Below are 19,825 nucleotides of genomic sequence, written 5' to 3'. Positions count from 1 at the left end.
CGCTTATCCGTTCGGGGAAGCGCTGTGCTTCGTCGCCGATGGACCCACTATCCCTTCCTGCCGAAACGTCCGGTAGCGGTCGATTTCGGCTAACATCTATCTCAATCCAGCATCAATTGACGCTCAAGCGGCGCGCAGCAATGGCGTGTCCGCACAGGAAACAACATGCCTTTGAAAGACATCCTCAGCCTGAGGCTGTACACCCGCGTGGCGCACCTGGGCAGTTTTTCGGCAGCGGCACGTGAAAGCGGGCTGACGCAGTCCCAGGTATCGCGGATGATCGCCGAGCTTGAAGCAGGCCTGGGTGCGCGGCTGCTGTCACGTACCACCCGCGCAGTAGTCCCGACCGAGGCAGGGCTGGAGTTTCTGGCGCGCATGGAGCCAATTCTCGCGGCCATCGACGATGCCGAGAACAGCGTGCGTGAAACCGGGGAGTTGCGCGGGTTGCTGCGTATTGGCATGCCTTCGACCATGGGCATTCGCGTGGTCATCCCCAGGCTGGCCGCGTTTACCGAGCGTCACCCGCTGCTGCACCTCGAACTGATGCTCGAAGACAAGTGGCAAGACATGGTCAAGGAAGCGGTGGATGTCGGTATCCGCGTGGGCAATCTGCCGGATCTGTCCGGTACTGCCAGGCTGATTGGCACGATGCAGCGGGTGATTGTGGCGTCACCGGATTACCTTGCGCGCCACGGAAAGCCCGGCCTTCCAGCCGACCTGGAAAAGCATCGCATCGTGGGTGGCCCGGCAGGCGCGCATACCTCTTCCTGGCAATTCGAACATGCCGGAAAAACGCTGTCCGTCGACCTTAATCCACAGTTCTCGACCAACGACACCGCAGGTGCGCTGGCCGCCGCGTCAGGAGGCTTGGGCATCGTCTCAACGACGTCCTGGGCGTGTCGACTGGAGTTGGAGAGCGGGTCTTTGGTGCAACTGCTCCCCGATTGGAAAATGGCCGACCTGCCCGTGCATGCCTACTTCCCCATGGGCCGCACGACGCGTATGGCGGCGCGCGCGTTTGCCGACTTCCTTGCCACAGTACTGGGCAGCGATCCCGAGCATTTTGAACCGCCCGAAAAAAACGCCCGGTGAACTGAGCTGCGTTTCGTCGCGCATTGACTCAGGACTTCATCTCCAAAGCCAACACATTCACCAATGCCGCCGCTGGCAACTCGCGGGCCAGTGGCGCGCCCTGCCCGGCCCACTGCACGGCGAAATCGGTGTTGGCCTTGGCTCCCGCCGCCATGTTCAGGGCTTTGTTGGCGTCGTAGGCAATGGGATAGTCCGGCAACGCCGGGGCATTCGCTGCAAGGCTCGTGAAGTTGCGATTGACCATGCCCCGGGCAGGACGGCCGGAAATGGCGCTGGTGACTTTGGTCTGGTGTGCACGCGGACCTTTCAGGGCCTCTCGATAAGCGGCGCTGGCAGAAGACTCGGGGCAAAGAATGAACGCCGTGCCCAACTGCGCGGCACTGGCGCCCAGTTGCATCACGGCCTTGATGCCCGCGCCATCCATGATGCCGCCCGCTGCAATCACCGGAAGTCGGCATGCATCGGCCAACACTCGCACCAAGGCAAAAGTACCCATCTCGCTGTCCTGACTCGGATCGAACACCCCGCGATGCCCCCCGGCTTCGTAACCTTGCGCCACCAGCGCATGCACACCGGCGTGTTCCGCCATTTTCGCCTCCGCGAGGCTGGTAACGGAGCACAGCAGGACGACGCCGGCGTCCTTGAGTGCGTCGATAGCCGATTGCGCCGGCAAACCGAAATGGAAGCTGACCACTGCCGGTTTTTCTTCAAGCAGCATCTGCAGCATGTCCGCGTCTTCGACGAACGAGGTGTAGATCTCTCGCAGCGAAGTGGGAGCAGCGGCGTTGAATTCGGCAAAAAACGGTGCCAGGAAATTCAACCACTGCGATTCGCGCACGCTGTCTTGTACCGCCGGCTGGTGGCTGAAAACATTCACATTAAATGGTTTGTCGGTCAGCGCAGCGGTCTCGAGCAGCATGGCCCGCGCCTGCTCGACGTTACTTGCACCGATCCCGATGGAACCTAACCCGCCGGCATTGGACACCGCTGCCGCGAGCTTGGGCGTGGAGACGCCCACCATCGGTGATTGAATGATCGGCACTTCGATGTTCAAAAGAGACAGCAGACGATTGGACATGGCAACACCTTAATGTCAGAAGTGAAAGGAACCGCGAACTGTGGGAGCAAGCTCGCTCCCACAGGTTTAAGTCTTGATAGCCCCGTTCAGCCACTTCGCCCGCTCGGACAAACGCCGCTTCCAGTCTTCAGCCAAGCCACGAGTTGCCGCCAGCACTAGCAGGTCCTCGATCAACGGCCGATGCGACAGCTGCACCCGCCAGAACTGGTCAATGGAAAAGCGCTCGGTGTGCCGTTCCAGCAGTTCGATCCGGTCCCCTGCTTCGATAGAACCCGGCCGAAGGACACGGTAATACCAACCGGTGATGCGCTCTCTGGCGACAAACATCGACAGGTGCTCGGCGTCAAAACGGTGATTGATCTTCCAGCACGGGCTGCGCGGCTGGGAAACCTGCAACACACTGCTGCCGATCTGGAACTCGTCACCGATGTGCACATTGCATTCGCAGAGCCCGACCGCGGAAATATTCTCCCCAAGGCTGCCCGCCACCAGTTCCGGGGCGCAATGGGCAAAGGCTTGAACCAGGCGCTCGTAATTTTGCGCCGCGTATTGATGGACGGCTTTCTCCGGTCCGCCATGCACCCGCGTATCGCCGTGCTGGTCACCGACAATCCCGTACAGCTCCACGCGCGCCGGGCCGCTAAGCCGCTGCTTGAAGATGCCCGTACGCTGCCCTTCGGGCTTTAACACCCCCAGGCCGCCTGCAAAGACATGGTCGATTTTCGAAGTCAGCGTCATCGTAAAACTGCGCTCATCATCCCGTTTTGATTACTTTACTAATCGTCCAAGAAGGCCGTAAAGTGATCATTAATCATGTCAACAATCACTTTTTATGATGGATGGGGACGATCATGGAAATGCGCCAATTGAAGATTTTCTGCGCCGTGGCCGAGTTGGGCAGTTTCACCGCCGCGGCGTTGCAGGTGAATACGGTGCAGTCCAACGTCACCATGCGCGTGAAAGAGCTGGAAGCTGAACTCAATCGAGAGCTGTTCATCCGCAAGAAATCCGGCGTTGTGCTCACTTCGGCAGGCGAAACTTTTCTCGGTTACGCGCGGCGCATCCTGCAACTGACCGACGAAAGCCGTAGCGCGTTGATGGACACCGGCAGTCCGACCGGGTTGCTGCGGCTGGGCTCGATGGAAACCACCGCCGCCATCCGTTTGCCGCAGGTGCTGACCAAGTACCGCGAGCAATTTCCCGAGGTGCAGTTGTCACTGCTGACCGGGACCACGGTCGAGCTGATCAAGGCCATTGAAACGCACCGACTCGACGGCGCCTTCGTCGGTGGCTTCCACCAGAATTCGGCGTTGAGCCAGGAAGAAGTGTTTTCAGAAGAACTGGTGCTGGTTAGCAGCAACCAGTTCGATTCGCTGCCAGCGCTGATGGAAAAAATGCCCCAGCAAACCGTGCTGGTATTTCGCACTGGCTGCTTCTATCGCTCGACCCTGGAAAACTGGTTTTATCAGGTCGGACTGGTCCCCAACCAGATCATGGAACTGGGCACTCTCGACGGCATCCTGTCGTGTGTCGCCGCCGGCATGGGTGTGACCCTGCTGCCCAAGGCGATTGCAGAGAATTGCAGCGTGCGCCATGCGATCCGCTGGCACACGTTACCGCCGCAGTTCGCCAACGTCTCCACGGTGTTCATCCGACGCACCGACTCGATGATCACCTCGGCCATGAGCGCGTTCATAGGCTTGGCACAACAGCAGATTGCCCGGCCCGTGAGCCCCATACAGGATTTGCATCCAACGCGGCCAATGTAGGAGCTGGCGAAGCCTGCGATCTTTTGACTTTAAGCAATCAAGATCAAAAGATCGCAGCCTGCGGCAGCTGCTACAGGGATTATGCGGGCAGCGCAGACTGTGATTTTCTGGTCGCACTGAAGCCGCGTGCGAGTTCCTCCACCCGATGTGCAGCCGGAACCACGCTGTGGATCTTGCCCACACCCTGCCCCGCATACAGCGACAGCTTTTCCGCCATGCGCGGTTTGTCGATCGCTCGAGCACCACCGCCGATCAAACGCAGCAGGTTCCACTTGTCCCGATTGGGAATCACCCGATGCGGTGTGCCATAGGTCCAGCCGAACGAGTAGCCGGTGCGGTATTCGGTATCGTCCGTCGTCGCGTCGACAATCTTTTGCTTGTACAGCGGATGGGCATTCGATTCATCAGTGGCAATGAATGCCGTGCCCACCACCACTCCCGACGCACCGAGCGACATCAGCGCCCGCACATCATCACCGTTGACCACGCCGCCAGCCGCAAGCACCGGTCGGCCTTCGCAGACAGCCAAAATCGACGTCAGCAATGGCATGATGCCGATGGTGCCGCGATTCAGGTGCCCTCCACTTTCACTGCCTTGCGCGATGATGATGTCGGCGCCCTGGGCGATGGCGATGTGAGCCAGCTCCACCGATCCCGCTTGCACCATGACCAGCATCCCGGCGTCCTTCGCCCGGGGAATCATGTCGGCAGCATATTTCTCTGCGTAGAACAGCGACAGCAGTTTGGGCTTTTCCTTGAGGATCACCTGGAACTGCGCTTCGAAGACATCCGGGCCGCCAAACTGCGGCACCAGGTTCACACCAAACGGTTGGTCGGTGAGCGCCCGCGTTTCGTGTATCCATCGGCGCAAGGTCAAGGGCGGCAAACGCAGGCCGCCGATCACGCCCATCCCCCCGGCGTTGGCCACCGCGCCGACCAATTGTGGCCCGGAAATGGCCGCCATGCCGCCGAGAAAAATCGGGTACTTCACGCCGCAAAGCCGAGTAATGGTGTTACCGGGACAATCGAATTTGGCTTCGTTCATGACTCACAGCTCCACATGTTTTCCAAGCATTCGCTTGAGCGTGTTGTTCTTCAGGAGAAAGTGATTTTTGACCGCGCCGAAAATATGCAGCGCGAGCCCGGCGAGGAACGCCGAGGCACCGATGTTGAACAGCACATCGACGACATGCTTCAAGGTGTCGTTGACGGGCAGCAACGTTGGAATCGACAACCCGCCGGGTAGCCCGACCTCAATACCGGCAGCCGATCGTGAAGCCCACACCGCGATGGGCAGCAACACCATCGCCAGGGCCAGTGATACCGCCACCGAACGGCTGATGATCACTTCGATGGGGTTGGGTGTGCCCACCGGCAGAGGATGGTAGGACGTGATCCTCGCCCAAAACCGGTAGATGGAAACCAGGAACAGCATCAGGCCCAACAGGTTTTGCACCTGGCCGAAATCCATTTGCTGTGCTTCGCTGGACGCGTGGCCGATCATCACCTGCGAGGCGAAAATCGCCAGCAGCAAGAACGCCACGATCCAGTGCAGAGCGACAGTGATGGGTGAAAACCCCAGGCCATTGTCTCGTAGTTGCATGGCTGACTCCTTTTGCGAAATGCGCAAATCAGGAAAGAGAAGTGAGGGCAGCGCACTGCCTCAGTGGCTGACTGCCTGCGAAGCGCCGAGTCCGGTCCGGGCGCGGATCACCTGATCGTCGAAACGCTCGCGCTCAAGCCTTGCCGAGTTGCTGCGGTCGGTGACGGAGCCCAGCCAGGTGAAGAAGAACGCCACGTTCATCGAGAGGATAGCCGGGTAGTCGTACGGGAAAATCGCATCGGCATTGCCCAGCACCTTGACCCACACGGCGGGCGACAGAATCACCAGGCCGACCGCACTGATCAGACCAGCAACACCGCCCATCAAAGCGCCGCGGGTCGTCAGGCCTTTCCAGTACATCGACAGCACCAGGATCGGGAAATTGACCGAGGCGGCCACGCCGAACGTCAGCGCCACCAGAAACGCGATGTTCTGATCCTTGAACAAGATCCCCAGCACCACCGCGACGATACCGATACCCACCGAAGCGATCCGCGATACGCGGCGTTCATCTTTGGCATCCGCGCGCCCCTTTCTCACCACCATCACATACAGGTCATGGGAGATTGCTGACGTGCCGGCCATGGTCAACCCGGACACCACCGCCAGAATCGTCGCGAAGGCGACGGCCGAAATGAAGCCGAGCAGCAGATCCCCACCAACGGCTTTGGCCAGGTGCATCACCGGCATGTTGCCGCCGCCGATCAGCTTTCCGCCGAGAATTCCGGATTCGTAGAAAGCCGGGTCTTGGCCGACGATTACGATGGCGGCCAGGCCCAACACCGCCACGATCAGGTAGAAAAAGCCGATGAAACCGGTGGCGACGAACACCGATTTGCGTGCCTGCTTCGCATCCGGAACAGTGAAAAAGCGCATCAGGATGTGCGGCAATCCGGCGGTGCCGAACACCAGCCCCAGCGACAGCGAGATGAGCGACAGCGGATCGGCCACCAGTTTGCTCGGCAGCAAAATCCGCTCGCCATCGTGATGCGCGGCCACGGCTTTCTCGAACAGCAAATCGAAGGAAAAACCGAACTTGCTCAATGCCAGAAACGCCAGCAAGGTGCCGCCCAACAACAGCAGCCCGGCCTTGATGATCTGCACCCAAGTGGTGGCGACCATGCCGCCAAAGGTGACGTAGACCGCCATCAACAAGCCGACCGCAATCACCGCATAGTTATAAGGCAGGCCGAACAGCAGCTGAATCAACTGCCCTGCCCCCACCATCTGCACCACCAGATAAAAGCACACCACCGTCAACGAGCCGAAGGCTGTCATCGTGCGGATGCGGTCTTGATCGAGGCGGAAAGAGGCGATATCGGAAATGGTGATGCGCCCCAGATTGCGGATACGCTCGGCAAACAGGAACAGCAACAACGGCCACGCCACAAAGAAGCTGATTGAGTACAGCACCCCGTCGAAGCCGTTGAAGAAAATCATGCTGGTGACGCCCAACAGCGCCGCCGCTGACATGTAGTCCCCCGCCAGTGCCAGACCGTTCTGAAAACCGGTGATACCGCCGCCAGCGTTATAGAAATCGTCCATGGATTTGGTTTTGGAAGCGGCCCAGTAGGTGATCCCCAGGGTCGTCACGACGAAAACCAGAAACATGCCGATGGCGGTGATGTTGATCGGTTGTTTTTCGACGTTCTGCAACACGTCGGCGGCCATGGCGCGAGCAGCGAATACACAGAGCAGCACAGGCAGGATGAGGTTTCGCAAAAGGCGTTTCATACGATGGCTCCTGCGCGGATTTGCGCGGTGAGTTCATCGAACTCGCCGTTGGCACGCAGGATGTAGAGCCCGGTAAACAACCAGGCGCCGACGATAAACACCGCGCCCAGTGGCCAACCGATATTGATGATGCTGGTCGCGGAAAAGTTCGTCGCTAAAAGATGGGGTGCGAATGCGGCGACGAGGATGAACGAGAAGTACGGGACAAGGGTTGCGGCGGTCAGGCAGGCAACGAATTTTCGCTGCCGTGAGACCAAATCCTTGTAACGCGGGTGATTGCGAATTCTGGCTGATTCGGATGCATGGTTCACGATGACTCCGTGGAGCAGTGGGTGCGTTATTGTTGTTCCACAGCCTCAGATTCGAAGATTCGATCTGCCACCGGCGGTGGTGTATTTGCACCCTCAACCTATGCCCGGCACATCATCATGTAAAATGATCAATAGTGATTCAATTGATCGCTTTTGATGAACCAACAAAATAGCGATTTCTGGCCCAGCCGTTAATCCCGGCACACAGCACCAATAGCGCACCCGTCACCAGAAATACATGCTGTAAGCCAAAATGCGCGCCGATCTGACCACCGATCAATGGCCCGATGACCTGCCCGGAAAACTGCGCCGATTGCAGGTAGCCCAGGATTTTGCCGGTGTTGTGCTCCTCCACCGAATGCCGGATCAGCTTGGCAATCGCCGGCAACAATCCGGCGATGGTCATGCCCATCACGCCGCGTAAAACTGCCAGTTGCCACCAGTGCGTGACAAACGCCTGCGGCACCATGACCAGGCCCGTTAACACCAGGCAGCCGATGATGACGTTCCAACTGCCGATTCGGTCGGCAAGTGCCCCGAGTTTGGCAGCGGTCAATATGCTGCCCAGTGCCGAACAGGCCATCACCACACCGGCGATCCGCGCCTGCCCATCCAGTGCAACGCCAAGGTGTCCGATATAAACGGTAATGATCGGCTCGATGGACATGTTCGCCAGCAGCACCATCATCGCGGTCAACAGCAGCGCGGCAATGATCGGCCAGCGGGAAGAGTCGCCGTGGGCCGGTGTGTTTTTGTGCCGCCGTGCCCCGTCCACCGCACGGTCGAAATCCTCACGAATGAGCACGATGGTGGTGATCGCTGCCACCGCGATCATCGCGCCACCGACGAAAAAAGTGCCGCGGATACCGACCAGCTCAGGCAGGAATCCGCCCACCAGCGGCCCGATCAGGTTGCCGGACAATGCGCCCGTAGACAGCACACCCAAGGCCCATCCGGCTTTCTCCTTCGGCACCTGGGAACCGATCATGACGATGGAAGCCGAGGCGTAGCCACCGATCAGGCCGGCGATCAGTCGCAGGACCACCAGATCGGTCACGTCTCGCGCCAGGCCGATCATCGACATCACAATGGCCATGCCGATGGCGGCTCGGACCAGCATCGGCTTGCGGCCAAACCGATCGGCCAGTCGCCCCCAGAGAGGCGCCGTAATCGCTGTCCCGAAAAACGTCGCGCCGAATGCCACCGCCGACCATTGCACCACTGCGGCCTGCGAAGTCACGCCCAGTTGCTGGACATAGAGCGGAAGGAACGGCAACAACATGCTCAGGCTGACTAGCGTGGTGAATGAACCAAAAACACAAACGGCCAAGTTGCGGCGCCAATATAAATGATTGCGGTCGGCGTAATTCACGAAGGGCTGCTCCGGTGTCGTACTGGATTGAAAGGACTCAGTCAGGCGGACACTACGCGCGCGTTAGCATCTTAAAAAGCGAATTAAAATGATCTGATCTATCTGCATGAGTGATAGCCAGTGCAGGCTTGGGCTGTAGCGCTAATTACATGGTGTATCAACTGAAATGCCTGGTGATGCCTATATCTTCATACCGAGCCTTTCTACAGTGACAGACCAACTCCCTTCTTCAACCTCACGAGCGAACCTGCATGCCACATGACCTGAGCCTCCTCGATACCGCGCTCGCGGCCTACCCCCGGGCGGCGCTGCTGGAAGGCCCTACACCGATTCAGAAACTGTCGCGTTTGAGTCAACTGCCCGAAATGAATGGCTGCAACCTCTACGTCAAGCGCGATGACCTGACTGGTCTCGGCGGCGGTGGAAACAAGCTGCGCAAGCTGGAGCTTCTGCTGGGCGAGGCACTCGCCGAAGGTGCCGACACGCTGGTGACTTGGGGCGGCTTTCAATCCAATCACGCTCGACTGACCGCCGCCGTCGCGGCACGCCACGGCCTGGCTTGCGAACTGATACTGACCCCGTCGGCCGTGCGTACCGATGATGATTTCTGCCATAACGGCAACGTCTTGCTGGATGCACTTTTTGGCGCGACGATCCATCGCCTCCAGCGCGGGGTCACGCCTGATAGCTACGCCGCCGAATTGGTCGAGAGGCTCAAGCATCAGGGCAAAACCCCCTTTGTCATGCCATTGGGCGGTTCAAGCCCTCGGGGCAGTCTGGGCTACGCCGCTTGCGCGGCCGAGGTTTTGCGCCAGGCAGATGATCTCAAGGTGCATTTTGACCGGATCATCGTTCCCAATGGCAGTGCCGGGACCCATTCCGGACTGCTTGCGGGCGTGACCCTGGCCCGGTCATCGACGAAAATCGTCGGCTACTCGGTACTGGCTACCGAAGAACAGGCAACGGCCACGACGCTGGAAAAAACCCGGCAGACGTTGCAGCTGCTCGCCCCCTCTTCTTCGCTGGCCGAAAGCGCGGTCCAGGTGGATGGCAGTCAGCGCGGCGAGGCTTACGGCGCGCCGACCGATGCCATGCTGGAGGCGGTGCGGCTGCTGGCTTCCCGTGAAGGACTGCTCACCGATCCCGTCTATGGGGGCAAGGCATTCGCCGGATTGCTGGCTGCCGTTCGCGCAGGCAAATACCCGTCGGGAAGCAATCTGTTGTTTGTGATGACCGGTGGCATCCCCGGGATTTTCGCTTACCGTAACGCCTTCGACTGATCGGTTTTTTCGCGGTAAAAATCAAAAGATCGCAGCCTTCGGCAGCTCCTACATCGCAATATGCAGGAGCTGCCGAAGGCTGCGATCTTTTGGTCTTCATAAAAAAATCCCCGGGTGCGACCCCGGGGAAGTGGGTACAGCGCAGAACGATCAACCTTGGGCTTTGCTCATTTTGGTGAACAGCTCGGTCGGTACTTTTTTGCCGTTGGAGGTGTACTGGTTGGTGCGGAACTTGTAGACCTCGCCTTCGGAAAGGAAACCGTCGTTGTTGGTGTCCATCGCCTTGAATTCTTCGCCGCCCTGTGGAGCAACGGTCAGCAGTTCTTTCAGCGAAACACGGCCGTCGTGATCGGTGTCGGTACGTGCGAACGAGGCATCGCCGCACTTGCCTTCACCGCATTTGCCTTCACCGGCCTTGGTCGCTTTGGCGCTGGCTTCGCTGGCACCACACTTGCCTTCGCCACATTTGCCTTCGCCGGTTTTTTCAGCGGAAGCGAGTTGGTAGCCCTGAGGCAGTGCTTCAGCGGCGAACGCGGACGAAGCGAGGTTCATGCTGCCGGCCAGTGCAACAACGATCAGGCCAATGCGGGATTTGTTCGACATACGGGACATGGTTATTACTCCGGATACAGTGTGCGGCCAGGCCGCTAGGGTCATGCCACAAGGGCGATAAGCCGTGGTGCGAGTGCGTTTGCTTTCTCGCTAAGGCAGGGCTATTTGACTGCAACCGTGTATCCCGGATGTATCCGTATCGAGGGGCATTTGTAAGCCAGTCTGCGTATCACGGGTTCGGATACACAGCGATACACATGGCCCGATACCTGTAGGAGCTGGCGATCTTTTAACCGCTTCGAATACGCCAACGGATCAAGATCAAAAGATCGCAGCCTGCGGCAGCTCCTACCGGGAAGTTGGATCCGGTCAATGTAGGAGCTGGCGCAGCCTGCGATCTTTTGATCTTCGCGGCGCGCTCAAACACACGCGAATCACACTACCCAGCCACGTTCCAGCAACGGCCTGTCCCAATCGGGCTCGTCGCTGAATTTTTCAACCAGGAACTCAATCAACGTGCGGACTTTCAGTGCTCGTCGCTGCGTCGCCGGGAACACCGCCGATAAGTTGAAGGAGGAAACGCCGTACTGCGGAAGCACCGGGATTAATCGCCCTGCCAGCAGATCATCGCTGGCCACCAGCGTCGGCAGGCAGACAATACATACACCGGTGGAGGCGTAATCGCGCAACAGATGCACCGAGTTAGAACGCACATGGCCCGGAAGGCTCAACTCAATCTGCTCGCCAGCGTGGGTGAAGACCCAGCGATTACGCGATGGATAACCCGCGTACAAGGCAATTTTGTGCTGCTGAAGTTCGTTTGGATGCTTCGGCACACCGAATCTGGAAGCGTATTCCGGTGACATGCAGAATATTCGGCGCACTGGAAACAACTTGCGCTCGATCATGGTCTCGGCCATGGGCGGAAACATCTGAAACGCCACGTCGAAACCTTCTTCGATGAGATCCACGACGCGATCGTTGACCACCACATCTATTTCAATGTCCGGGTAGAGCTGGTTGAACTCGGCCAGGATTCTGCCGAAGTGACCGATGGCAAACCCGGGCAGCATCTGGATCCGCAGCTTACCCGTGGGTTTGGAGCGCAGTTCGCGCATGTGATCGGTCAGCGAGTTGAAATTCGCGACCATGTCCGAGCACTCCTTGTAGTAAGTCTCGCCTACCTCGGACAGCCGGACATGCCGGGTACTGCGGTGGAACAGTGGCGCATTGATGAGCTGCTCCAGCTGTTGAATACGATGGGTAATCACTGAGCGCGTGACCCCTAATTGCAAAGCGGCCTTCGCAAAATTGCAGGTTTCGGCAACCCTCACGAAAGCTTCGACACTCAGTAAACGATCCATAGCCAATCCCGTTCATTCGATCGAGGTGTCTCGATGAAGCCTCTTGTGGGCAGACTTGATGGTCTGCAATGCAGCCGAGGCGCAATCTGACATTGATTTGGCAGCGACATTCACAAGCCGTTTTGCCATGCCCGTGACCAGACGGATGCGCGACGTCAGTGAGCGGGAACGTCGGCCATTAAGTTTGTCGAACTGAAGTAGAAACTCACGCATGACGTCACGATCCGAGCCAACCCGTTTAAACATTGCAAGGTCGCGGGTCCGTTGAATCCAGCCGCTTTCTTTCATCCAGGTGAAATAAGCGGTGGATCTTGTGGAGGTGAAGGCCTGGAAGGTTTGTCTGCGGCTGACGGCGTATTCATCAAGGACGCTCAGCGCTCCGTTTTCCTTGATCACGTTGATCAGTGCTCCGCCGAGATGCACCGCTTCCAGTACGCCGCCAGACATTGCGAGACCGCCCATTGGGTTGGTCACGTGAGCGGCATCGCCTGCCAGCAAAACTCGCCCGCGACGAAACTCTGTGACACAACGCTGGCTCACTTGATACGGGGCGAAATGCTCGACTCGATATTGGTCAGGCGTTGGTGCGCCGGGAAGCAGTCGCGTCAGCCGTTCGGGCATCCGCTGACGAATCTGCGCATCCGATAACGACGAACTTTCCTCATAACAGACACGCCACAAGCCGCTCTGATCGAGCTGCACGACGAAAGCCCAATCCACCGGATCGTGAATGAAATTGGCGCGAGAGTACCCATGCAAGATGAAGTCATAGAACACATCCAAAGCGACCATTCGCTCCGGCCAATGGCTTCCGCCCAGCTCAAGGCCGATCTGCTCACGCACCGTACTCTGTGCCCCATCGGCCGCCGCAACCCACGGCGACCGTAGCCACGTTTGTCCACCAGGACTGCTTGTCCGCAGAGTCACGTAGCAATCGTCCTGCTCGACTGCTTCGACCCGATGGTTCCATCGAATCTCGACATTGGGCAATGCGCGCAGATGCTCCACCAGGATGCTCGACACATGGTTTTGCCCAAGCAACAGCGCGTACGGGTATTGGGTGTCTTCGGCCAGCACGTCCCAGTGCATCTTCGCAATGAGTGAACCGTCGCCACGACGATAGGCGACGTCGGGACACATGACTGCGCGTTTGCGAATATCGTCGAGCAGGCCCAACTGATCCAGCCCGGCAAGGGTCGTCGGCAAAAAAGCGACTGCACGCGACGACGGTGAGACACCTGAACCCGCTTCGAGCACCACTACGCGTACACCTGCCTGGCCCAGCTTCAATGCAGTGAGAAGCCCCACACTTCCGCCCCCGACGACAACCACCCCATCTACCGTTTCCATGTGTGCCCTTCTATCGAAATCCGCATGCAGGGCCTGCCACTTGAGTGTTAGATGAGTAGTCAGGCGACTGATCCCAGCCTAACCAGACTGATTTAACGAGGCAATGCGGCGGCGGTTTGCCAATCGCGAACACACCGATTGCATTTTCAGCGCGTAGCGGCCAGGGAAAATAGACACCGCATCGTTCGGTTTCGGCGATCGGTGCGTTTGCGATTCGGCAACCATGACCACGTTGTTTTATGCAATTGTGCTGCTCATGCTGGAGCGGGCAGACGATACACTGCGACGCCCAAGCGGCAAGATCGCGGCTCGCGCAGGTACAGGCACCGAGCACATGCTGGATAGCCAAACCGCTAGAAAAATAAAAAGACAGAGGTGCCGGGATGGATATTTATCTGAGTATTGAAGCATTCGTACGCGCCGCAGAAGCGGGCAACTTTGCCAACGCCGCGAGACAGATCGGTGTGGCCAAATCCGTGATCACAACGCGCGTACAGCAACTGGAAGAACACTTGGGCGTGTCACTCTTCCATCGCTCCAGCCGGGCCGTAAAGCTGTCCGAGGTCGGCGCCTCTTATTACTCGGACTGCCACAGTCTGATCGATCAAATGCAAGCCCTCTCTCAAAGGTCGCGCGATTCGTCCACGGCTGTAACGGGCGTCCTGCGCATTGCCGCTTTAAACGGCTTCGCCCTGCAACATCTGCCCGGTGTCATCGAAACCTTCAGGAAGAGCCACCCCAGCGTCGACTTTGATATTTTCGCCAACGACCAGGTCGTGGATCCCGTGCAGGAAGGCTACGACATCGTGTTGCAGATCTTTCCACCGGCTTCTGAATCACTGATCGAGCGAAAGCTGTTTTTGATGCGCGGTGTGTTTGTCGCCACACCTGAATACCTTGCAGGCAGGCCGCCGATTTTGAGCCCGGATGACCTTTGTCTCCATGACTTCGCGTGCTACCGCTATTACCCGTGGCGTCGCTGGTCGTTGAACAATGACTCGCAGCACAATGAGGTCACGCTGGTGCCCGCGCTTCGCTCCAACAGCGTGCATCTGGTCCAGGAATTTGCACGCAGGGGGATGGGCATTGCCTATCTGCCAACGATGGTCGCCTGTGATGATCTGCTGGAGGGGCGGCTTGTTCGAATTCTTCCCAGCTTCGAAACGGATACGCCGCATTTTTCTGCTGTGTACCCGACGTCTCATCGAGGCACGGCCAAAGTCAAACTGTTCCTGGACTTGCTGTCGGCCACGTTTGACATGGAGCCGGAATGGGATCGGCGGCTCGGTCTGACGCAAGAAAACAGCTGACCCGAACGGGCAGGTCAACTGCAATCCCCCTTCCCCGCACGTCACAGCCGCCAACCGGTCGGTGACGCTCATCGCAAGCGCAGGCCCTCACTAGACAACCGCTGCCGCCATCTTGCCCGGCCGAAACAGGAAGTACGCCAATGCCGGCAGAAGAATCAATGCGCCAAGCATGTTCCACACAAACATGAACGCCAGCAGGATGCCCATGTCAGCTTGAAACTTGATCGGCGAGAAGTACCAGGTCGCCACGGCGATCCCCAGTGTCGCCCCTGTCAACACGACGATTTTCCCAGTGAAAACCAGTGCCCGGTAATACGCCTCGGACAGGCTTGCGCCCTCGCGCAGATAACGCAGCATCACAGTCATGATGTATAACGCGTAGTCCACGCCGATGCCGACCCCTAAGGCAATGACCGGCAATGTCGCGACTTTGACGCCGATGTTCAGCCAGACCATCAAGGCTTCGCACAACACCGACGTCAGCATCAACGGAACGACTGCGCAAACCACTGCCCGCCATGAGCGGAATGTCACGAGGCTGATGATAATCACCGCTGCGTAAACCAGAAACAGCATCTTGCGATTGGCTTCCTTGACCACGATGTTGGTGGCCGCTTCGATGCCTGCGTTACCGGCTGCATTGAGGAAACGATAGTCTGCGGAATTGTTGCGTCTGGCGAAGTCTTCAACGGCATTGACGACACCACTCAAGGTATCGGCCTTGTGGTCACGCAGGTAGACGTAAACGCTCAAAAGATCGCAGTTCTGGTTGAACATCTCACGGGGCGCGCGAGTGATGATGGCGTTGAGCATGTCCTGGTTGCGCGGGATTTCGTACCACTTCAGGCTGCCTTCGTTCATGCCGGTCGCAGCCGTTTTCGCCAAACCTGCCAGGGACTTGGTGCCCTCTACACCCGGCACCCGGGATAATTCGAACGCCAGACGATCAACGGTGCGCACCGTGTCATACAAAGCGCAGGCAAACTGCGGGGTCTTGACCATCACCACGTACACGTCACTGCTCGCCGAATAGTGGCCGACCATGAAGGCGTTATCGCGGTTGTACTGCGAATCGGCGCGCAACTCCGGCGCACCGGGATTAGTGTCACCGATCTTCAATTGCGTGCTGTAGCCCACGCCGACCAAGGCGAGGACGGCGGCCCCCAACAGTGCAAAACCAGCCCAGCGTCGCTGGGTGAAATGGTCAAGAAAGGCCCAGGCAGGATGCTTGACGTGATTGACATCGATGACCTCTGCCACCGCAGCAGCCGCCGCTCTTCGGGCAGCACTTTCGCTCACACCGATAAACGACAACAGCACCGGAAGCAGCATCAGGTTGGTGACGATCAGAATCATCACGCCGATGCTGGCACAAATCGCCAGGTCCTTGATGACCGGGATGTCGATCACCATCAACACTGCAAAGCCGACGACATCACACACCAGTGCCGACAGACCGACCAGAAACAAACGACGGAATGTCAGTTGCGCGGCCGTCAGGCGGTCCACGCCTCGACCGATGTCCTGGGTAATGCCATTCATTTTTTGCGCGCCATGGCTCAAGCCAACGGCGAACACCAGAAAAGGCACCAGCACCAGATAAGGATCAAGGACGAACCCCAGACTGGCCAGGGCACCCAGCAGCCATACCACCGCGACCAACGAACAGCTCAGCACCACCAGCGCACTGCGTATACAGCGGGTGTACCAGAAAAGAACCGCCAGACAAATGGCTGCCGCCACCAGGAAGAACACCATCACCTGGCGCATACCGGCAATCAGGTCGCCCACCAACTTGGCAAACCCGGTGATGTGAATGTCGATCCCCGCCGAACTGTAAGTCGCGCGCAGCGTTTCCAGACGCTGCGACAAGGCTTGATAGTCGATGGGTGGCGCCCCGCTCGCCCGTTGTTCCTGCAGCGGAACGAGGATGATGCTGGACTTGTAATCATCGGCCACCAACTGACCTATTTCACCCGATCGCTCGACGTTTTGCCGCACCTGCGCCAGGCTCTGCGCCGAGCCGTCGTAGTTATCCGGGATCACCGGGCCACCGTCCAGTCCGTCTTCGGTCACGGCGGTCCAGCGCATGGCGGGCGTCCACAACGACTTCATGTAAGGCCGATCCACTGCCGGCAGCAAGAACAGCTCATCGGTGATTTTCTTCACCGCTTCGAGATATTCAGCGTCGAATATAGTGCCCTTCCGTGCTTCCACGGCAATACGCAAGGTGTTGCCGGCACCGGCCAGTTGCGAGCGATTTTCCAGGTAATTGAGGATATAGGGATGCCCGCTGGGGAGCATTTTTTCAAACGCGGCATTGAGCTCCAGACCGGTGGCCTTGTAGCCGAACCAGCAGGTCGCCAACAGGCACAACAGCACGAATAGCGAACGCTGGCCAAACAGCAGACGTTCCACCCATGATCCGCGCTGCGCGATGAGCTCGGCGTCATCGGTGGCAAAAACATGATGTGCGTTCATTGGGCATTCTCTTCGGTGAGGACCATCGGATTCAGGCGTTTGATACCGCGTGCGCCAGTCAATACCAGTGCACCGTCAGCCGCTTGCGTCACATCGGTGATGGCCGAGCCATCCAGTCCGGCAGCCTGCAAGGCCTGAAAATGTCGCCCCTGATCGCGACTGTGCAGTACCCGCCCGCCCTCGCTGACTACCACCAGGCTGCCATCGGCGAGCCGTTTTCCCGCCGTCAGATTGCTGTGTTCACTGGTCTCGATCGACTGCCATTGGCTGCCTTCTTCCAGGCGATACGCATTGCCCTTGAGGCCGAAAACAAGCGCTTGCCCGGACGCCACCGGTACCGCGCCAAACCAGGTGCCGTGATAAGGACTTTGCACCCGAGAAAATGGCTGCCCCAACGCGGAGCCTCGCAGGAGCGTTCCCTGCTCACCCGCAATCATCACGCCCCGCGAATCGCCAAGGACCGAGTACAGATGCAAGCCGCCGGGGTTATCCAGTTCATTCCCCACCGAGCGCCAATGGACGCCTGCATCATCGGTCAACATTGCCAGTCCGTACGCGCCCACCACCAAACCGTGTTGCGGGTCGGCGAAATACACCCCGAGAAAAGGTTTATCCGCGCCGTCAGCCACTAACTGCTGAGCCGCGTTCAAGCGTCTTTGCCCGGCCTGAGGATCGCTGGCCGACTGCGCTTGCGCACCTTGCAGTTCAAGCTGGGCGGCTAACTTGCCATCCAGTTGTTTGCGCCAGGTTTCGCCACCATCGGAGCTGTGCACGATCACGCCGCCATGCCCCACCGCCCATCCATCGGCGGCATCAATAAAGCTCACCGCCGTCAGGGCCACGCTGCTGGGAACCGCATGCGACTGGCGCCAACTCACGGCGTTGTCGTCGGACAAAAGCACGATGCCCTGCTCACCCACCGCCACCAGTCGATCGCCGGCCCGAGTAACCGCCAGCAGCACCGCGTGTTCCGCGCGTTGATTCAGAGTCGCCGGGGTGTCCAGCAGATCCAGCGAAGCGCTCTGCGCGACAGCCGGAACGGTGACCCCAAGCACACCACCCAGCCAGATCGCGCGCAGCAGCCGGCGCCCGTCATGAAAATTCAGATAGGTCATTGCACGATTCCTGTTAATGATCGGCCCGAACGGCGGGCCGACTCCAGCGTTTGTCAGCGCACGCCTTCGGCGGCGACTGCGTCACCGGTGAAATAGGACTCGGGTTTGAGTGGCACGACCCTGAAGTTCTCGCCATTGAAGGCTTGAACATTGCTCACGGTTCCCGCTTGCAAGTTGAACACCGCCACAGGCTTGACCAGTACCGCAGGCACCGATGGCACCACGAACGGCAGCACCTGCGAAGTCCGCCAGAGCTTGCCTTCGGCGTCATAGCCGTCGAGCAAGGTCAGCAGCCAGGTGTCTTCGTCAAAATAGAAAGTGCGCTTGGGCACCGCATGACGCTTGCCGCTGGCCACGGTTGCCTCTACTACCCAAGTGCGATGCAGCTCCCAGCGCAGCGTGTCGGGGTTCAGATGGTGCGGCGCAAAAGCTTTGTCCAGCGGGGCCGTGACTTGTCCGTTGGTGTTGTAGGGAATGTAGGTTTCCTTCTTGCCGACGATTTTCCAGTCATAGCGATCCGGCATGCCGAAGAAGCCTTGCACTTCATCGAAGTAATTGGCGCCGGAAGCGACGAAATCCGGGGTGTCATAAGCCACTGTCGGCGCGCGTCTTACCCGCCGCTGTCCAACCAGATATTGCCAGGCCTGCCGGGACTGCTGCGGGTCGACGCTGTCGCGTATCACCAGTGTTTCCCCGGCCTTGAAGGGTGGCGCCGTGGTGCTGAAACGCTGCAGGAAATACTCCTTGGACCAGGTCAGTACCGAACCTTTCTGGTAGTAGTACGGGTATTGAAACGTGTTGTCGTTTCGGGTCGCCAGGGTCTGACCACCGTCACTGGTCAGCACCACGTTCTTGAAGCCGAATTCCACCGATTCCGGCTCGACCCGCAACAGGAAATTCCAGATCACTTCCTGCCCGCTCTTGGGAACCGGGAACGGAATGCCACCAAAACAGCCCTCCACCGATTGGCCGTTTTGCGTGAGTTTGCAATTCACCGCGTTGAGCGCAGTGTTCTTGTAGACGTAGTCCGGGGCGGACGCCGTGCGCCGCGTCGGGTACACGTCCATACGGAAACTGTCAGGGTATTTCTGCAGCAGTGTGCGGGTGCCTTCCGACAGCTTGTCGGAGTACTTGGCCATGTTGGCCGCAGTGATTTTCAGCAGCGGTTTGTCCGCGCTGAACAGATCGCCAGGAATACTGCTGCTGCCAGTGGCGGCCACTTGTTTGGTGCCACCGTTCCAGGCCGGGATGCTGGCATCGGCATTGGCGGCTTTGTCACCGCCCAAAGGGGTGAGCGTTGTGCCCAGGGTGGCCGCTTCCTGCGGGCTGACGGCAGCCGACACCGGTAGCGCACCGATCAGGCTGGTGAGGAAAGTGAAGCCAAGGAGTGTCTTGTTTATCATTGTTGTATTCC

Annotated in this window: 17 protein-coding genes; 4 read left to right on the top strand and 13 right to left on the bottom strand. The window is 58.8% G+C overall.

Annotated elements, in window-relative coordinates:
• Positions 1 to 165: 165 nt before the first annotated feature.
• Entirely contained in the window at positions 166 to 1,092 is a 927-nt protein-coding gene (locus KUF73_RS03815) for a LysR family transcriptional regulator (RefSeq protein ID WP_218436697.1), read from the top strand.
• A gap of 28 nt (positions 1,093 to 1,120) precedes the next feature.
• Here KUF73_RS03815 and KUF73_RS03810 read toward each other — a convergent pair whose 3' ends face one another.
• Entirely contained in the window at positions 1,121 to 2,170 is a 1,050-nt protein-coding gene (locus KUF73_RS03810) for a nitronate monooxygenase family protein (protein WP_218436696.1), read from the bottom strand.
• 66 nt (positions 2,171 to 2,236) lie between these two features.
• A complete protein-coding gene (locus KUF73_RS03805) occupies positions 2,237 to 2,908 on the bottom strand; it encodes an MOSC domain-containing protein (RefSeq protein ID WP_218436695.1) in 672 nt (223 codons plus the stop codon).
• A gap of 113 nt (positions 2,909 to 3,021) precedes the next feature.
• On the opposite strand from KUF73_RS03805, the gene KUF73_RS03800 reads away from it, so the two are divergent.
• Complete coding sequence (locus tag KUF73_RS03800) at positions 3,022 to 3,939, top strand: LysR family transcriptional regulator (RefSeq protein WP_218436694.1); 918 nt, start codon at positions 3,022 to 3,024, stop codon at positions 3,937 to 3,939.
• Between the two features lie 79 nt (positions 3,940 to 4,018).
• Here the strand turns inward: KUF73_RS03800 and KUF73_RS03795 are convergent, their stop codons facing one another.
• The 5 genes from KUF73_RS03795 to KUF73_RS03775 form a co-directional block, all read right to left on the bottom strand.
• Complete coding sequence (locus KUF73_RS03795; protein WP_218436693.1) at positions 4,019 to 4,984, bottom strand: nitronate monooxygenase family protein; 966 nt, start codon at positions 4,982 to 4,984, stop codon at positions 4,019 to 4,021.
• 3 nt (positions 4,985 to 4,987) lie between these two features.
• The gene (locus KUF73_RS03790; RefSeq protein WP_218436692.1) at positions 4,988 to 5,542 is read right to left on the bottom strand and encodes a cytochrome b; all 555 of its coding nucleotides are present in this window, start codon (positions 5,540 to 5,542) and stop codon (positions 4,988 to 4,990) included.
• 60 nt (positions 5,543 to 5,602) lie between these two features.
• Complete coding sequence (gene actP / locus KUF73_RS03785; protein WP_218436691.1) at positions 5,603 to 7,276, bottom strand: cation/acetate symporter ActP; 1,674 nt, start codon at positions 7,274 to 7,276, stop codon at positions 5,603 to 5,605.
• Complete coding sequence (locus KUF73_RS03780) at positions 7,273 to 7,587, bottom strand: DUF485 domain-containing protein (protein ID WP_218436690.1); 315 nt, start codon at positions 7,585 to 7,587, stop codon at positions 7,273 to 7,275. Before KUF73_RS03780 ends, actP begins: the two co-directional genes overlap by 4 nt.
• Before the next feature lie 139 nt (positions 7,588 to 7,726).
• Positions 7,727 to 8,959, bottom strand: a complete 1,233-nt coding sequence (locus tag KUF73_RS03775) for an MFS transporter (protein ID WP_218436689.1) — start codon at positions 8,957 to 8,959, stop codon at positions 7,727 to 7,729.
• Positions 8,960 to 9,210: 251 nt separating this feature from the next.
• Between KUF73_RS03775 and KUF73_RS03770 the strand changes: the two genes are divergently transcribed.
• The gene (locus tag KUF73_RS03770) at positions 9,211 to 10,239 is read left to right on the top strand and encodes a D-cysteine desulfhydrase family protein (RefSeq protein WP_218436688.1); all 1,029 of its coding nucleotides are present in this window, start codon (positions 9,211 to 9,213) and stop codon (positions 10,237 to 10,239) included.
• Positions 10,240 to 10,389: 150 nt separating this feature from the next.
• Here KUF73_RS03770 and KUF73_RS03765 read toward each other — a convergent pair whose 3' ends face one another.
• The 3 genes from KUF73_RS03765 to KUF73_RS03755 form a co-directional block, all read right to left on the bottom strand.
• The gene (locus KUF73_RS03765; protein ID WP_218436687.1) at positions 10,390 to 10,851 is read right to left on the bottom strand and encodes a hypothetical protein; all 462 of its coding nucleotides are present in this window, start codon (positions 10,849 to 10,851) and stop codon (positions 10,390 to 10,392) included.
• A 374-nt stretch (positions 10,852 to 11,225) separates the two neighbouring features.
• Positions 11,226 to 12,155, bottom strand: coding sequence for a LysR family transcriptional regulator (locus tag KUF73_RS03760; RefSeq protein WP_218436686.1), 930 nt, complete (start codon positions 12,153 to 12,155; stop codon positions 11,226 to 11,228).
• A 12-nt stretch (positions 12,156 to 12,167) separates the two neighbouring features.
• Positions 12,168 to 13,505 carry an NAD(P)/FAD-dependent oxidoreductase gene (locus KUF73_RS03755; RefSeq protein ID WP_218436685.1) on the bottom strand — a complete coding sequence of 446 codons (1,338 nt, stop codon included), beginning with the start codon at positions 13,503 to 13,505 and terminating at the stop codon, positions 12,168 to 12,170.
• 383 nt (positions 13,506 to 13,888) lie between these two features.
• Between KUF73_RS03755 and KUF73_RS03750 the strand changes: the two genes are divergently transcribed.
• A complete protein-coding gene (locus KUF73_RS03750) occupies positions 13,889 to 14,815 on the top strand; it encodes a LysR family transcriptional regulator (RefSeq protein ID WP_218436684.1) in 927 nt (308 codons plus the stop codon).
• 90 nt (positions 14,816 to 14,905) lie between these two features.
• Here the strand turns inward: KUF73_RS03750 and KUF73_RS03745 are convergent, their stop codons facing one another.
• Genes KUF73_RS03745 through KUF73_RS03735 form a run of 3 tightly spaced genes read right to left on the bottom strand, consistent with a single transcriptional unit; the run spans position 14,906 to position 19,814 of the window.
• Positions 14,906 to 17,296 (bottom strand): RND family transporter, encoded by a 2,391-nt coding sequence (locus tag KUF73_RS03745; RefSeq protein WP_218436683.1) that lies wholly within the window; start codon positions 17,294 to 17,296, stop codon positions 14,906 to 14,908.
• Positions 17,293 to 18,411 (bottom strand): YCF48-related protein, encoded by a 1,119-nt coding sequence (locus KUF73_RS03740; protein WP_218436682.1) that lies wholly within the window; start codon positions 18,409 to 18,411, stop codon positions 17,293 to 17,295. Before KUF73_RS03740 ends, KUF73_RS03745 begins: the two co-directional genes overlap by 4 nt.
• 53 nt (positions 18,412 to 18,464) lie before the next feature.
• Entirely contained in the window at positions 18,465 to 19,814 is a 1,350-nt protein-coding gene (locus tag KUF73_RS03735) for a DUF1329 domain-containing protein (RefSeq protein ID WP_218436681.1), read from the bottom strand.
• Positions 19,815 to 19,825: the final 11 nt, after the last annotated feature.

Origin of the sequence: Pseudomonas sp. PD9R (assembly GCF_019200975.1) — a bacterium.
GTDB lineage: Bacteria > Pseudomonadota > Gammaproteobacteria > Pseudomonadales > Pseudomonadaceae > Aquipseudomonas.
The sequence above is the reverse complement of the archived record's forward strand: the minus strand, read 5'-3'. Positions and strand labels throughout refer to the sequence as shown.